Here is a 14,075-nt window from a genome sequence, read left to right on the forward strand (position 1 = left end):
TGCCGAAGGCTGCGATCTTTTGATCTTGATCTTGAAAAACAAAGTCAAAAGATCGCAGCCTTCGGCAGCTCCTACAGGAATGTCATGTTCAATTAAATCGCGTTATGGGTCTTGAGCCAGCCCAAACCCGCTTCGGTGGTCGTCAGCGGCTTGTATTCGCAACCGACCCAACCCTGATACCCAATGCGGTCCAGGTGTTCGAACAGGAAGCGGTAGTTGATTTCACCAGTTCCCGGTTCGTTGCGCCCCGGGTTGTCCGCCAACTGCACATGGTTGATTTCGCCCAGGTGCGATTGCAGGGTGCGGGCCAGGTCGCCCTCCATGATTTGCATGTGATAGATGTCGTATTGCAGGAACAGGTTGGCGCTGCCGACCTGTTCGCGAATCGACAGGGCTTGCGCCGTGTTGTTCAAGTAGAAGCCCGGGATGTCGCGGGTGTTGATCGCTTCCATCACCAGCTTGATACCGGCTGCCTGCAGCTTCTCGGCCGCGTACTTGAGGTTGGCGACGAAGGTTTTTTCCACGGTGGCATCGTCAACGCCTTGTGGGCGGATGCCGGCCAGGCAGTTGATTTGGGTGTTGCCCAGCACTTGTGCGTAGGCGATCGCCAGGTCGACACCGGCGCGGAACTCTTCAACTCGATCCGGCAGGCAGGCGATACCACGCTCGCCCTTGGCCCAGTCGCCGGCCGGCAGGTTGAACAGCACTTGAGTCAGACCGTTGGCATCGAGCTTGGCCTTGATTTCGGCAGAGCTGAAGTCGTACGGGAACAGGTACTCGACACCACTGAAACCGGCCTTGGCGGCCGCTTCGAAACGGGCAAGAAAGTCCTGTTCGGTGAACAGCATGGACAGGTTGGCTGCGAAACGCGGCATGGTGGTCTCCCGTAAATATGTGAGGGCGGCCCCTGTGGGAGCGAGCCTGCTCGCGAAAGCAGTGTGCCAGCCAACATTGTTGCTGGATTTGAAGCCGCCTTCGCGAGCAGGCTCGCTCCCACAAGGGGAACGATCAATCGAGCAACGAAATCGCCGTTGGGGCGTCGTTGCCAACCAGCGCCAGGTCTTCGAATTCGTTGACGGCGTTGATCTCGGTGCCCATGGAAATATTGGTCACGCGCTCCAGGATGATCTCGACGATCACCGGAACCTTGAACTCTTCGATCATCTGTTCGGCCTTGCGCAGGGCAGGGGCGATGTCAGCCGGTTCGAACACACGCAGCGCCTTGCAGCCCAAGCCTTCGGCTACCGCGACGTGATCGACGCCATAACCGTTGAGTTCCGGAGCGTTCAGGTTGTCGAAGGACAGCTGCACGCAGTAGTCCATCTCGAACCCGCGCTGCGCCTGACGGATCAGGCCCAGGTACGAGTTGTTCACCACCACATGAATGTACGGCAGCTTGAACTGCGCACCCACCGCCAGTTCTTCGATCATGAACTGGAAGTCATAGTCCCCCGACAGGGCCACGACTTTGCGGTTCGGGTCAGCCTTGACCACGCCCAGCGCAGCAGGAATGGTCCAGCCCAGTGGGCCTGCCTGACCGCAGTTGATCCAGTGGCGCGGCTTGTAGACGTGCAGGAACTGCGCGCCGGCAATCTGCGACAGACCGATGGTGCTGACGTAGCAGGTGTCCTTGCCGAAAACCTGGTTCATCTCTTCATAAACGCGTTGCGGCTTGACCGGAACGTTGTCGAAGTGGGTCTTGCGCTGCAGGCTGGCTTTACGCTGCTGGCAGTCTTGCAGCCAGGCGCTGCGGTTTTTCAGCTTGCCGGCAGCTTGCCACTCGCGAGCGACTTCGATGAACACGGTCAGCGCGGAGGCGGCGTCGGAGACGATGCCCAGGTCCGGGGTGAAAACGCGGCCGATCTGCGTGCCTTCGATGTCGACGTGAATGAACTTGCGGCCTTCGGTGTAGACGTCGACCGAACCGGTGTGGCGGTTGGCCCAACGGTTACCGATGCCCAGTACCACGTCCGATTTCAGCAGGGTCGCGTTGCCGTAGCGGTGCGAAGTCTGCAGGCCGACCATGCCCACCATCAACGGGTGATCGTCCGGGATGGTGCCCCAGCCCATCAGGGTCGGGATGACCGGGATGCCGGTCAGTTCGGCAAACTCCACCAGCAGGTCGCTGGCGTCGGCATTGATGATGCCACCACCGGCCACCAGCAATGGGCGCTCGGCCTGGTCCAGCAGCGCCAGGGCTTTTTCCACCTGAACGCGGGTAGCGCTCGGCTTGGCCAGTGGCAGTGGCTGGTAGGCATCGATGTCGAATTCGATTTCGGCCATCTGTACATCGAACGGCAGGTCGATCAGCACTGGGCCTGGACGACCCGAGCGCATTTCATAGAAAGCTTTCTGGAACGCATAAGGCACCTGGCCCGGCTCCAGAACAGTGGTTGCCCACTTGGTCACTGGCTTGACGATGCTGGTGATATCGACAGCCTGGAAATCTTCCTTGTGCATACGGGCGCGGGGTGCCTGGCCGGTAATGCAGAGGATTGGAATCGAGTCGGCCGAGGCGCTGTAGAGCCCAGTGACCATGTCGGTACCGGCCGGTCCCGAAGTGCCAATGCACACGCCGATGTTGCCGGCCTTGGTGCGGGTGTAGCCCTCGGCCATGTGCGAGGCGCCTTCAACGTGGCGAGCGAGTACGTGATCGATGCCGCCGACCTTTTGCAGGGCGGAGTACAGCGGGTTGATGGCGGCACCGGGGATGCCAAAAGCGGTATCAACCCCTTCACGGCGCATCACCAGAACGGCGGCTTCGATTGCTCTCATTTTGCTCATGGTTTTGTGCCTCTTTACGTTTTGTAATTGTATACAAGTGGCTTTGCGCAGAGTGTATTCACGGCGGACGGCGCAGGTCAATCCATTTTCTCAAGCGCTCGTTTCATTCGTCGGAAGCCCGTTCTACTGTGGCTTTTCGTCGCATGCGGCGCTTTTAGAGAATTATTGTATACAAAAAAATAATCCATTGTGTTCTATTTGTTGCATCTGCCTGCGGCACAACGAAGCAGGCTACCGGCTTTCCTAAAAACAAAATGAGGACGGCACCATGAGCGCTTTAACCTTGAAAGTCGCAGTCAACCTGGTCAACGAGGCCATCACCGCCGCACGGGCAATCTCCGCCGCGCCCCTGGCCATCGCGGTACTGGATGCCGGCGGGCACCTGGTCGCCTTGCAGCGCGAAGACGGCGCCAGCCTGCTGCGCCCGCAAGTCGCCATCGGCAAGGCCTGGGGCGCCATCGCCCTGGGCAAAGGCTCACGCCTGCTGGCGCTGGACGCCCAGCAGCGCCCGGCCTTCATCGCGGCATTGAATAGCCTGGGGCAGGGCAGCGTGGTGCCGGCACCGGGCGGTGTGCTGATCCGCGATCAGGATGGGAATGTGATGGGGGCGGTGGGGATCAGCGGGGATCTATCGGATGTTGATGAGCAGTGTGCGATCAATGCGATCGAGGCGCTGGGGTTGAGGGCGGATGCTGGGGTGGCTGCTTGATATTTGATGATTGATCGACCGCTTTCGCGAGCAGGATATTTACTTGCACAGTAAATCCACTGTGGGAGCGAGCCTGCTCGCGAAGGCATTTTTCCAGACACATCAAGCTAAAAGTCTGCAAGACGATATGGCATTTCCAAGGCTAGGCTTTTCATGATTCCATCATGAGAGAGGCAAAGGAATGCCTGATTTAGCTGCTTCGCATCGCTTGAGAACCGGGCGTTATGCCGAGCCCAATCGAATCTATCTCCTCACTAGTAACACACATGATCGAGAACCGATTTTTGCCGATTTCACTTTGGGCAGGTTGGTTGTTCATCATTTTCGCCAAGCACAAAATTCAGGGCTGGTGGACTCTCTAGCATGGGTAGTCATGCCGGATCATTTTCACTGGCTAATTGATCTGCGGCGGGGGTCGTTGAGTGAGCTGATGCAAAGGACCAAATCCTTAAGCACCAAGGCGATCAATCTGTGCACTGGTCGTCAGATCAGTCTGTGGCAAAAAGGCTTTCATGACCGAGCACTGCGCCGTGATGAAGACTTGGTAAAAATGGCTCGGTACATTGTGGCCAACCCGCTAAGGGCAGGGCTAGTCGAGCGGCTTGGCGACTATCCGCTGTGGGATGCGATTTGGGTTTGAACTGGAACCGAGTTGCCTTTTTCGCGAGCAGGCTCGCTCCCACAATGGATTGGGGGGAGTCCTCTGTGTGGGAGCTTGCTCGCGAATGGTCGCGCCGCGGTATATCAGTCCGGCTCACACCCCTTGAGCACCAGCCGGATAATCGTCTGCGCAGCCGCTTCATAATCCTCTTCATCCAGCTTGGCCTTGCCGGTGATAGCAGTGATCTGCCAGTCGAAGTCGGCGTAGGTCTGGGTCGCGGCCCAGATGCTGAACATCAGGTGATTGGGGTCGATTGGCGCAATCTGGCCACGATCGATCCAGGTCTGGATGCAGTCGATGTTGTGCTTGGCCTGGCCGTTGAGCTGTTCGACCAGGTCGGAACTCAGGTGCGGCGCGCCATGCATGATTTCGCTGGCGAACACCTTGGAGGCAAAGGGCAGGTCGCGAGAGATGCGGATTTTCGAGCGGATATAGCCGCTCAGCACTTCACTTGGCACACCGTCGGGATTGAACGGTGTCGAGGCCTGCAGAATCGGTTCGATGATGCTTTCCAGGACCTCGCGATAGAGGTTTTCCTTGGATTTGAAGTAGTAGTAGACGTTGGGCTTGGGCAATCCCGCCTTGGCTGCGATGTCACTGGTTTTGGTCGCAGCGAAGCCCTTGTCGGCAAATTCTTCGCTGGCGGCACGCAGGATCAGTTGTTTGTTGCGCTCGCGGATGGTGCTCATAAACCAGGGGGTTCCTTGCCTGTACTGGCGGTGGCGCATGGTAGCACCGGCCTTCGGCGAGGCTCAAGAATGCTCCGTGCGGCGTCAGGCCGCGCTATGCTGCACGGCATTCATTCAAGAAGGAAAGCCGATTCATGGCAGGAAGCAGTTTGCTCGTGCTGATCGACGACATCGCAGCCGTACTGGACGATGTGGCGTTGATGACCAAAATGGCCGCCAAGAAGACCGCCGGGGTGCTGGGCGATGATCTGGCGCTCAATGCCCAGCAGGTCAGCGGCGTGCGGGCCGATCGGGAAATCCCGGTGGTCTGGGCGGTCGCCAAGGGCTCATTTATCAACAAGCTGATCCTGGTGCCATCGGCACTGGCCATCAGCGCGTTCATCCCATGGCTGGTCACGCCATTACTGATGTTGGGTGGCGCTTACCTGTGTTTCGAGGGGTTCGAAAAGCTCGCCCATAAATTCCTCCACAGCAAGGCTGAAGACCAGGCCGAACATGCCGAACTGGTCGAGGCAGTGGCGGACCCGGCGGTCGATCTGGTGGCGTTCGAAAAGGACAAGATCAAGGGCGCGATCCGCACCGACTTCATCCTTTCGGCGGAAATCATCGCCATCACCCTCGGCGTCGTGGCCGACTCGGCGCTGACCCAACAAGTCGTCGTGCTCTCGGGCATCGCCATCGTCATGACTATCGGCGTCTACGGGCTGGTGGCCGGCATCGTCAAGCTCGATGACCTGGGCCTGTGGCTGACCCAGAAGCCTGGGCAGATGGCCAAAAGCATCGGCAAGGGCATCCTGCGCGCGGCGCCGTACATGATGAAAAGCCTGTCGGTGATCGGTACGGCGGCCATGTTCCTGGTCGGTGGCGGCATCCTCACCCACGGTGTTCCGGTGGTGCATCACTGGATCGAAAGTGTCAGTGCGGGGGCGGGCGGTGCCGGGTTTATCGTACCGACGCTGCTCAATGGGGTGGCGGGGATTGTGGCGGGGGCGGTGGTGTTGGTGGGGGTTCTGGCCGTCAGCAAAATCTGGCGAGCAGTCAAAGGTTAAACCCGTAGGAGCCGGCTTGCTGGCGATTGGCCCTTGAGTCTTGTGTAGACCTTTCGAGCGCTATCGCTGGCACGCCAGCTCCTACAGGGTGTTTGTGGCCGATGGTATTACTCGGCGATCTGCAACTTGCGCGACTCGGTGTACACGTAGCGCACCTTCTCATACTCGAACGGCGAGTTCAGTTGGCCATAACGGAAGCTGGTCTGGTTGCGTTTGTCGATGCCGCGCAGGATCCAGACTTCTGGATGGGTGGAGCTGACCTCGGACACATTGAGGAAGTTGATTGCATTCTCGGCGCTGAAGTCGACTGCCAGCCCGCCCGTGTCACGCAGATTGGACGGTCCCAGGATCGGCAGTACGAAATAGGCGCCGCCCGGTACACCATAGAAGCCCAGGGTCTGGCCGAAGTCTTCGTTCTGGCGCGGCAGGCCCATGGAGGTGGCCGGGTCCCACAAGCCGGCGATGCCGATGGTGGTGTTGAGCAGCAGTCGACCGGTGATCTCCATCGAACGCTGGCCCTTGAACTGCAACAGGCTGTTCAGCAGGTTCGGTACGTCGCCGAGGTTGTTGAAGAAATTGCTGACGCCAGTGCGCAAGAAGCTCGGCGTGATATAGCGATAGCCGTCGACCACTGGCAGGAACACCCACTGATCGAACCGGTAGTTGAAGTGGTAGACACGGCGGTTCCACTGCTCCAGCGGGTCGTAGACATTCAGGGCGCCGAGCGTCGAGCGTTCGAATTCGCGCTGGTCCAGGCCCGGGTTGAACTTGAGTTTGCTCAGGGGTTCCTTGAAGCCGTCGCTGTCGATGACGACAGGGGCGTTAGCTTTGCTGTTATCTGCATGGGCAATGCCTGCACTGAGTAACGCGGCGATAAGCAGGAGGTATTTAGCCACGGAAGAACTCCAGCATGGCGTCGCTGTTGACGCGATAGTTAAGGTTGCCGCAATGGCCTCCCAGCGGGTAAACGGTCAGGCGATCGCCAAATGTCTTGCGCAGGAAACCCAGGTCTCCAGGGCCGAGAATCACATCGTCGGCATTGTGCATCACGGCGATTTTCGGGCTGTCATGCAGGTAGTCCTTCAGTGCATACAAGCTCACCTGGTCGATCAATTGCAGCAGGCTGCCGCCGTCGGTGCGGGCGCGCCACATCGGGATGACCTGTTCGGTGATGTAGCAGTCGAAGTCGCACTGCAGTGCTCGCTTGAAGTACGGCGAGAGGCTGGTGCCTTCGGTGATGGGCGTCTTGGGTGGAGTGATCAGGCCACGACGGTTGATCAGGTCCGACGTAAAGGCGATATCGGCGGCTGAAAAGCGGAACGAGGTGCCGATGAGCATGGCCATCTGTTCGTTGCTCAGGTGCTGCTTGGACTGCTGGAAGTCGTAGAGCAGCGCGTCGTTGAGATCGATGTAGCCCTTCTGCTGGAAGTAACGGGTCAGTTTGTTCAGCACCAGCTCATAGAACGTTGTGGTGTTGGTGATGCCCTTGACCTCGGTCTGGACCAGCCGGTCCAGGTTGGTGATCGAGGTGTAGAGATTGACCGGAGGATTAAGCAGAAGCACTTTCTTGAAGTTGAAGCTGCGGCGGGTTTCGTCCAGGTGCGCAACGAATGCCGCATCCAGCGCGCCCAGGCTGTAGCCGGTCAGGTAGTAATCGGTGACCGGCAGTTTAGGGTTTTGCGCTCGCACCGCTTGCATCACGCGATACATGTCTTCGGCGTCGTCCTTGGTGATACCGGGCGTGGCAAAGCGTGAGGCGGCGCTCATGAAGTCGAAGCTGGTGGGCGACGACAATTGCACCACGTGGTACCCGGCCTTGTAATAGAGCTTTTTCAGGTATTCGTTAAGGCTGCTGTCATAGCGCGCGCCCGTGCCGGCGATCAGGAAAATCAACGGCGCGGCTTTATCCTGGGTGGCAATGCGATAGGTGAGCTTCTTCACTGGCCAGAAGTTGTCAGGCAGTTCGAATGCGCGTTCCGGGCGCAAGGTGACGCTGCGATCCGCCTGATCGATGTCGTCGTCCAGCGGCAGCTCGGGGCGCAAATCCGGCGGCGTCGTGGCAATCGTTGCCTCGAACGGGTTGGTCAAGGGATAGCCATAACTGGCAGCGTCGATATCGACCGCCAGTGCGGACGCACTCAAAATAAGGCCGCCAAACAGGGCGGCGAAGCGCAAGGAACGGAGCATGACTAGATCCCTTAGAGAAGGTGCCGAATGAAGTTCGCAGGCTATGACCACTGGATCCGCGCCAAAGTGCCACGCATCGGCACCAAACAGGCCTTAATTCCGAGTAATAGTAGCGCGACGATACACTTTGCAGTGATTGAATGACCAGTTATCAGTTGTTATTGCTTGCGTCGGGCTGCCGGGGGATTAAGCTGGCCGCCGTTTTCGCGTATTGGAGTGCCCCATGTCCCGCCGTTTGCCCGTGATTGTGCTGCTTGTCCTGCTGCCCCTCTGGCTGATCGCCAGTTATGGCGCGCGCTACGGCTTCATGGAAGATGCGCAGTGGGTCGGTATTTGCGTGGATGAGGCAAGCCGTTGGGAATGCCAGGTGCGTTCGAACCTGGGGCTGATGATTCACTTCCAGGTATTGGGCTGGGGCGCGTTGGCTGCCGCCGTGATCGGCTTTGTGCTGCCAGGGCGGGCAGGGTGGTGGTTGGCGGTGCTGGCGCTGGTGTTCGGGTTTCCCGCATTGGCGTTGTACAACACGACGATGGCGGTGTTTGCGGTGGTGATTGCGGGGTTGCGGTTGGTCAGGGCCTCCCGTAGCACGCGATAGTGAGCTTTCGCGAGCAGGCTCGCTCCCACAGTAGATTTTCAATGAACACAGATTTTGTGTACTGCGATGATCACAATGTGGGAGCGAGCCTGCTCGCGAAGAGGCCGGATGCAGCGCCAAATCAGCCCTTGCGAACCCGCAAGCTGCGCCACAACGCCGCCACCATCAATCCACTCACCAGCGCCCAACCCCAGGCCTGCTGGTTGTGCAAACCTTCCTGATAAAGCTGAGGTGCAATACCGGCGCCAATGATGAAGGTCAACAGGGCGATCTCCCGACGCGGCACACTGACCGGGCGGCATAGATAAACCAGTGCCGGCACGATGAACGCAACGCTGGGGAAACTGCGATAGCGCGGATCAAATACCAGTTCAAGCATCGTTACCGCCGCGGCAAATCCTGCCACTGCCAGTATCCAGCCAGCCCGACGTTCCAGCGCATTGAATGCCCATCCGCGCCAACCGGTGCGGGGACTCAAGGTTAGCGCGGCATGGGCCAGCACCAGCACATTCAACGCGGTCAGCAAAGCAACCCATAGCCACTCACTGGCAAAACGCGTGGTGACCCGTGCCAGGTCGCCCCAGGCGCCAATCGAGCAAGCAGCCAGCGCCCCCAGCAGTGGCAGGACCAGTGCAGCGCGAGTGCTGCGCACGCGTCCACCGAGAAGCAGTGTGCCAAGGAAGATGAACCCACCCACCACCAGCCACTGCGACCAGTACGGCACATTGGTCACCGGTCCTGCGAGCACGCCCTTGTCCTGGCGATCGGCATCGAACAGTCCCCAGTAACCGCCGACCGCGCCCTCGCTGGCACGTTTCCACGGCTGGTCGAAGGCTTCGATGAGGTTGTAGTGCCAACCATGTTGCTCGGCCATGGCGACAAAACCACGAATGAACCTGGCTTCGTCGACCCGGCTTGGCAGGGCAATCCTGCGTTGACGGCCTTCACTCGGCCAGCCGGTCTCGCCTATGAACACATCCTTGGGGGCAAACATGCTGGCGAACGATTCGCGAATCATGGCGAGTTGCGACAGCGAGACCTCGACGTCCCAAGGGTAATCAGCCCAGTACGGCAGCAAATGGATAGTCACGAAGTCCACCGCCGGAGCGATTTCCGGGTGCTTTTGCCAGAACTCCCAAACGTCCGCATAGGTGACGGGCTGTTTGACCTGGCTTTTGACCCGCTCAATCAGTTTCACAAGCTGTGTGCTGGTGACTTCCTTGCGCAGCAGTGCCTCGTTGCCGACGATGACCGCCGTCACCACGTCCGGGTTGGCATTGGCTTCGGCGATCAGCAGCTCTACTTCCTTGGCGGTGTCCACCGGGCTGCTGTTGACCCAGGCGCCGATCATCATTTTCAACCCATGCTTGCGCGCCAGATCGGGTAGCGCCTCGAGCCCCGTCATCGAGTACGTGCGTATGCATTCGAAGCGAGTTGCCAGCAGCGCGAGGTCCGCATCCATGCGCTCGGGACGCAGGTTGAATGGCACGTCGAACGGCGACTGGTCCTTGTCGAAAGGAGTGTAGGAAGCGCATTGCAGCTTGTGCGTGGCACTGGCGACGTCCGGCAGGATCACCGGTTTGCCCAGGCCATACCAGAAGCCGCCGAGAGCAAACAGCCCCAGCAGGCAAGCAAATAAATACGCAAAAAAAGGAAAACGGGATGTCGCGGACATGGTCAGGCCGTGTGGGAGCAAAGCGGCGCATGTTACCTGCATTTATCTCCCGCTTGGTGGCCTGCATGATTTTGACATGCAAAGTTCGGGCGGATTGCCCGGAGCGGTTGTCTGGCGCGGGATTAATGGCGTTCTGATGTCGTTTCTCGCTGCCTTGAGGTCGCTGGCAGAGCAGGTCGCTGATAGCGTCAGGTTGATGATCGCAACTGTCAGTACTCCACTGATGATCGAACGAGTTTGCGGTGGGGCGTGATGGGGGCGCTGTGCACTATAACTATACGTTGACGCGACTCGGCATCCGTCGAGCGCAGCACTTTCGGGGAAGTAACGATGAAGATGCGACGACTTTTAGGCGCAGGTGCCGCTCTGGTGCTTGCGATGGGCTCCACATTCGCCAATGCCGAAAACAAGACCCTGAGCATCGGTTACGTTGACGGCTGGTCCGACAGCGTTGCTACCACTCACGTGGCCGCTGAGGTGATCAAGCAGAAGCTGAATTACGACGTGAAGCTGCAAGCCGTCGCCACCGGGATCATGTGGCAGGGCGTGGCCACCGGCAAACTCGACGCCATGCTGTCGGCCTGGCTGCCAGTGACCCACGGCGATTACTGGGCCAAGAACAAGGACCAGGTCGTCGACTACGGTCCGAACTTCAAGGACGCCAAGATCGGCTTGATCGTACCGGAGTACGTCAAGGCCAAGTCGCTTGAAGACCTGAAGACCGATGACAGCTTCAAAAAACGCATCGTTGGCATCGACGCCGGTTCAGGCGTGATGCTCAAGACCGAGCAGGCGATCAAGGACTACGACCTGACCGGTTATCAACTCAAGGCCAGTTCCGGCGCCGGCATGATTGCCGAGCTGACCCGTGCCGAGAAGAAAAACGAATCCATCGCCGTGACCGGCTGGGTGCCACACTGGATGTTCGCCAAGTGGAAACTGCGTTTCCTGGAAGACCCGAAAGGCGTGTACGGCGCGGCTGAAACCGTGAACAGCATCGGCAGCAAAGAGCTGGCGACCAAGGCACCGGAAGTGGCCAAGTTCCTGAAGAACTTCCAGTGGGCTTCGAAGGATGAAATCGGCGAAGTCATGCTGGCGATCCAGGAGGGTGCCAAGCCTGAAGCAGCGGCCAAGGATTGGGTAGCCAAGCACCCGGAGCGCGTGGCTGACTGGATCAAGTAATAGCTGCACCGCCTTACCCTGTGGGAGCGAGCCTGCTCGCGAAGCGTTCTGTCAGTTGACCGAGATGTCGACTGATCTGACGCTTTCGCGAGCAGGCTCGCTCCCACATTTATTTATTCTTGCTGGACTTTGGCGAATACGTCACGTGGTTCTAAGACTAAGGTCGTCTGGAACCTGCCCCGCAGCCGCATAGAGTGGATACCGTTCCAACTAAATCTGTGCTGCGAGGATAAAAACAATGAACGACAGCATTTACCTCTCGATTCAAAACAGCCCGCGATTCAAGGAGCTGGTTAGCAAGAGGGAACGATTCGCCTGGATTCTTTCGGCGATCATGCTAGGGCTTTACTCCGGATTCATCCTTTTGATTGCTTACGGGCCGCAGGTGCTGGGGGCGAAAATCAGCCCTGAGTCATCGATTACCTGGGGCATACCGATAGGTGTCGGGCTGATTGTTTCAGCCTTCATCCTGACCGGGATCTACGTACGACGCGCCAATGGCGAATTCGACGACTTGAACAATGCGATTCTCAAGGAGGCTCAGCAATGATCCGGCGTCTAATGGCTCTCTTGAGCATCGCAGCCTTCGCACCGGGCGCCTGGGCGGCTGACGCCCTGACCGGCGCCGTGCAGAAACAACCGCTTAACGTGTCGGCGATTCTGATGTTCGTCGCATTCGTTGGCGCGACCCTGTGCATCACCTACTGGGCGTCCAAGAAAAACAAGTCGGCCTCCGATTACTACGCGGCGGGCGGCAAGATCACCGGCTTCCAGAACGGCCTGGCGATTGCCGGTGACTACATGTCGGCGGCGTCCTTCCTGGGTATTTCCGCGCTGGTGTTTACCTCCGGCTACGATGGCCTGATCTACTCGATCGGCTTCCTGGTGGGCTGGCCGATCATTCTGTTCCTGATCGCCGAGCGCCTGCGCAACCTGGGCAAATACACCTTTGCCGACGTGGCGTCCTATCGCCTGGGGCAAACCCAGATCCGCTCGCTGTCCGCTTGCGGTTCACTGGTCGTGGTGGCGTTCTACCTGATCGCGCAAATGGTCGGTGCCGGCAAGCTGATCCAGCTGCTGTTCGGTCTCGACTACCACGTTGCGGTGATCCTGGTCGGTATCCTGATGTGCATGTACGTGCTGTTCGGCGGCATGCTGGCGACCACCTGGGTGCAGATCATCAAGGCTGTGTTGCTGCTGTCCGGCGGTTCCTTCATGGCGCTGATGGTGATGAAGCACGTCAACTTCGACTTCAACATGTTGTTCTCCGAGGCGATCAAGGTTCACCCTAAAGGTGAAGCGATCATGAGCCCGGGCGGCCTGGTGAAAGATCCGATCTCGGCATTCTCCCTGGGGTTGGCGCTGATGTTCGGTACCGCTGGCCTGCCGCACATCCTGATGCGCTTCTTCACCGTGAGTGACGCAAAAGAAGCGCGCAAGAGCGTGTTGTACGCCACCGGCTTCATCGGCTACTTCTATATCCTGACCTTCATCATCGGCTTCGGCGCGATCCTGCTGGTCAGCACCAACCCGGCCTTCAAGGATGCGGCTGGCGCGCTGTTGGGCGGTAACAACATGGCGGCGGTGCACCTGGCCAATGCGGTCGGTGGCAGTATCTTCCTGGGCTTCATCTCGGCGGTAGCGTTCGCAACCATCCTGGCAGTGGTGGCCGGCCTGACCCTCGCCGGTGCCTCGGCGGTGTCCCATGACCTGTACGCCAGCGTGATCAAGAAGGGCAAGGCCAACGAGAAGGACGAGATCCGCGTGTCGAAAATCACCACCATCGCCCTGGCGGTGCTGGCGATCGGCCTCGGCATCCTTTTCGAAAGCCAGAACATCGCGTTCATGGTCGGCCTGGCATTCTCTATCGCGGCGAGCTGCAACTTCCCGGTGCTGCTGCTTTCCATGTACTGGAAAAAGCTGACCACTCGCGGCGCGATGATTGGTGGCTGGATGGGTCTGGTGAGCGCTGTGGGCTTGATGGTGCTTGGCCCGACCATCTGGGTGCAGATCCTGCATCACGAGAAGGCGATCTTCCCGTATGAGTACCCTGCACTGTTCTCGATGATCATTGCCTTTATCGGGATCTGGTTCTTCTCGATTACCGACAAGTCGACGGCGGCTGACAACGAGCGGGCGCTGTTCTTCCCGCAGTTCGTTCGTTCGCAGACTGGTTTGGGGGCGAGCGGGGCGGTTTCGCACTAAGGCTTCAAGTTTGTTGGCTTAAATAGAAATGCCCCGATTGAGAAATTGGGGTATTTTTTTTGGGCGGTTATCGGACATTTTAGACGTGAGATTTGTCTGCGAAGGCGGCCTTACAGCCGACCTATCTTTTGTTAACCGGGTACATATCCATTCCTGCGGTAACGGCGACTTATGGTTTCGCCCTTACGGCGACTCACTTTTTTACAAGCGCCTAAAAAAGTAAGCAAAAAAACGCTCGCCCCAGCGTCCGGCCCCTCGCTAAGGCTCGGCGTTCCTTCGCTCCGGTGTCCATCCGGGGGCATCGCCCTCCGGTTGGCTTCGCTGGCACCTACATGCGAT

At 58.8% G+C, this 14,075-nt stretch carries 13 protein-coding genes; 7 read left to right on the forward strand and 6 right to left on the reverse strand.

The window, feature by feature from the left end; genetic code table 11:
- Nucleotides 1–92: 92 nt before the first annotated feature.
- Nucleotides 93–875, reverse strand: coding sequence for a hydroxypyruvate isomerase (gene hyi, locus AC3WWR_RS15110; protein WP_020797009.1), 783 nt, complete (start codon nt 873–875; stop codon nt 93–95).
- Nucleotides 876–1,008: 133 nt separating this feature from the next.
- Entirely contained in the window at nt 1,009–2,784 is a 1,776-nt protein-coding gene (gcl, locus tag AC3WWR_RS15115; protein WP_020797010.1) for a glyoxylate carboligase, read from the reverse strand.
- A gap of 268 nt (nt 2,785–3,052) precedes the next feature.
- On the opposite strand from gcl, the gene AC3WWR_RS15120 reads away from it, so the two are divergent.
- Nucleotides 3,053–3,493, forward strand: a complete 441-nt coding sequence (locus tag AC3WWR_RS15120; protein WP_033043608.1) for a GlcG/HbpS family heme-binding protein — start codon at nt 3,053–3,055, stop codon at nt 3,491–3,493.
- A gap of 181 nt (nt 3,494–3,674) precedes the next feature.
- Nucleotides 3,675–4,133 (forward strand): REP-associated tyrosine transposase, encoded by a 459-nt coding sequence (locus tag AC3WWR_RS15125; RefSeq protein WP_042955326.1) that lies wholly within the window; start codon nt 3,675–3,677, stop codon nt 4,131–4,133.
- A 104-nt stretch (nt 4,134–4,237) separates the two neighbouring features.
- Here the strand turns inward: AC3WWR_RS15125 and AC3WWR_RS15130 are convergent, their stop codons facing one another.
- Nucleotides 4,238–4,843, reverse strand: coding sequence for a TetR/AcrR family transcriptional regulator (locus AC3WWR_RS15130; protein WP_033043606.1), 606 nt, complete (start codon nt 4,841–4,843; stop codon nt 4,238–4,240).
- Between the two features lie 134 nt (nt 4,844–4,977).
- On the opposite strand from AC3WWR_RS15130, the gene AC3WWR_RS15135 reads away from it, so the two are divergent.
- The gene (locus tag AC3WWR_RS15135; protein ID WP_492598837.1) at nt 4,978–5,892 is read left to right on the forward strand and encodes a DUF808 domain-containing protein; all 915 of its coding nucleotides are present in this window, start codon (nt 4,978–4,980) and stop codon (nt 5,890–5,892) included.
- Nucleotides 5,893–5,999: 107 nt separating this feature from the next.
- Here AC3WWR_RS15135 and AC3WWR_RS15140 read toward each other — a convergent pair whose 3' ends face one another.
- Both AC3WWR_RS15140 and AC3WWR_RS15145 read right to left on the reverse strand, forming a co-directional pair.
- On the reverse strand, nt 6,000–6,788 hold the full coding sequence (locus tag AC3WWR_RS15140; RefSeq protein WP_020797016.1) for an MlaA family lipoprotein: 789 nt from the start codon (nt 6,786–6,788) through the stop codon (nt 6,000–6,002).
- Nucleotides 6,781–8,079, reverse strand: a complete 1,299-nt coding sequence (locus AC3WWR_RS15145; RefSeq protein ID WP_020797017.1) for a hypothetical protein — start codon at nt 8,077–8,079, stop codon at nt 6,781–6,783. Before AC3WWR_RS15145 ends, AC3WWR_RS15140 begins: the two co-directional genes overlap by 8 nt.
- Before the next feature lie 223 nt (nt 8,080–8,302).
- Here AC3WWR_RS15145 and AC3WWR_RS15150 point away from each other — a divergent pair, with 223 nt between their 5' ends.
- Nucleotides 8,303–8,674 (forward strand): hypothetical protein, encoded by a 372-nt coding sequence (locus AC3WWR_RS15150; protein ID WP_020797018.1) that lies wholly within the window; start codon nt 8,303–8,305, stop codon nt 8,672–8,674.
- A 121-nt stretch (nt 8,675–8,795) separates the two neighbouring features.
- Here the strand turns inward: AC3WWR_RS15150 and AC3WWR_RS15155 are convergent, their stop codons facing one another.
- Nucleotides 8,796–10,391 (reverse strand): glycoside hydrolase family 17 protein, encoded by a 1,596-nt coding sequence (locus AC3WWR_RS15155; protein ID WP_033043602.1) that lies wholly within the window; start codon nt 10,389–10,391, stop codon nt 8,796–8,798.
- Nucleotides 10,392–10,679: 288 nt separating this feature from the next.
- Here AC3WWR_RS15155 and AC3WWR_RS15160 point away from each other — a divergent pair, with 288 nt between their 5' ends.
- The 3 genes from AC3WWR_RS15160 (at nt 10,680) to AC3WWR_RS15170 (ending at nt 13,736) form a co-directional block, all read left to right on the forward strand.
- On the forward strand, nt 10,680–11,531 hold the full coding sequence (locus tag AC3WWR_RS15160) for a glycine betaine ABC transporter substrate-binding protein (protein WP_008061176.1): 852 nt from the start codon (nt 10,680–10,682) through the stop codon (nt 11,529–11,531).
- Between the two features lie 238 nt (nt 11,532–11,769).
- Nucleotides 11,770–12,081: a DUF485 domain-containing protein gene (locus tag AC3WWR_RS15165; protein WP_008052644.1), complete on the forward strand. Its 312-nt coding sequence runs from the start codon at nt 11,770–11,772 to the stop codon at nt 12,079–12,081.
- Nucleotides 12,078–13,736, forward strand: coding sequence for a cation acetate symporter (locus AC3WWR_RS15170; RefSeq protein WP_492598838.1), 1,659 nt, complete (start codon nt 12,078–12,080; stop codon nt 13,734–13,736). The genes AC3WWR_RS15165 and AC3WWR_RS15170 overlap by 4 nt, the downstream gene beginning before the upstream one ends.
- Nucleotides 13,737–14,075: the final 339 nt, after the last annotated feature.

It is taken from the genome of Pseudomonas sp. EB271-G4-1 (assembly GCF_058791355.1).

Coding starts and splice junctions, on each gene's coding strand:
- AC3WWR_RS15130 (WP_033043606.1), bottom strand. CDS start 4,843: ATGAGCACCATCCGCGAGCGCAACAAACAACTGATCCTGCGTGCCGCC.
- AC3WWR_RS15165 (WP_008052644.1), top strand. CDS start 11,770: ATGAACGACAGCATTTACCTCTCGATTCAAAACAGCCCGCGATTCAAG.
- hyi (WP_020797009.1), bottom strand. CDS start 875: ATGCCGCGTTTCGCAGCCAACCTGTCCATGCTGTTCACCGAACAGGAC.
- gcl (WP_020797010.1), bottom strand. CDS start 2,784: ATGAGCAAAATGAGAGCAATCGAAGCCGCCGTTCTGGTGATGCGCCGT.
- AC3WWR_RS15155 (WP_033043602.1), bottom strand. CDS start 10,391: ATGCAGGTAACATGCGCCGCTTTGCTCCCACACGGCCTGACCATGTCC.
- AC3WWR_RS15120 (WP_033043608.1), top strand. CDS start 3,053: ATGAGCGCTTTAACCTTGAAAGTCGCAGTCAACCTGGTCAACGAGGCC.
- AC3WWR_RS15135 (WP_492598837.1), top strand. CDS start 4,978: ATGGCAGGAAGCAGTTTGCTCGTGCTGATCGACGACATCGCAGCCGTA.
- AC3WWR_RS15145 (WP_020797017.1), bottom strand. CDS start 8,079: ATGCTCCGTTCCTTGCGCTTCGCCGCCCTGTTTGGCGGCCTTATTTTG.
- AC3WWR_RS15150 (WP_020797018.1), top strand. CDS start 8,303: ATGTCCCGCCGTTTGCCCGTGATTGTGCTGCTTGTCCTGCTGCCCCTC.
- AC3WWR_RS15125 (WP_042955326.1), top strand. CDS start 3,675: ATGCCTGATTTAGCTGCTTCGCATCGCTTGAGAACCGGGCGTTATGCC.
- AC3WWR_RS15170 (WP_492598838.1), top strand. CDS start 12,078: ATGATCCGGCGTCTAATGGCTCTCTTGAGCATCGCAGCCTTCGCACCG.
- AC3WWR_RS15160 (WP_008061176.1), top strand. CDS start 10,680: ATGAAGATGCGACGACTTTTAGGCGCAGGTGCCGCTCTGGTGCTTGCG.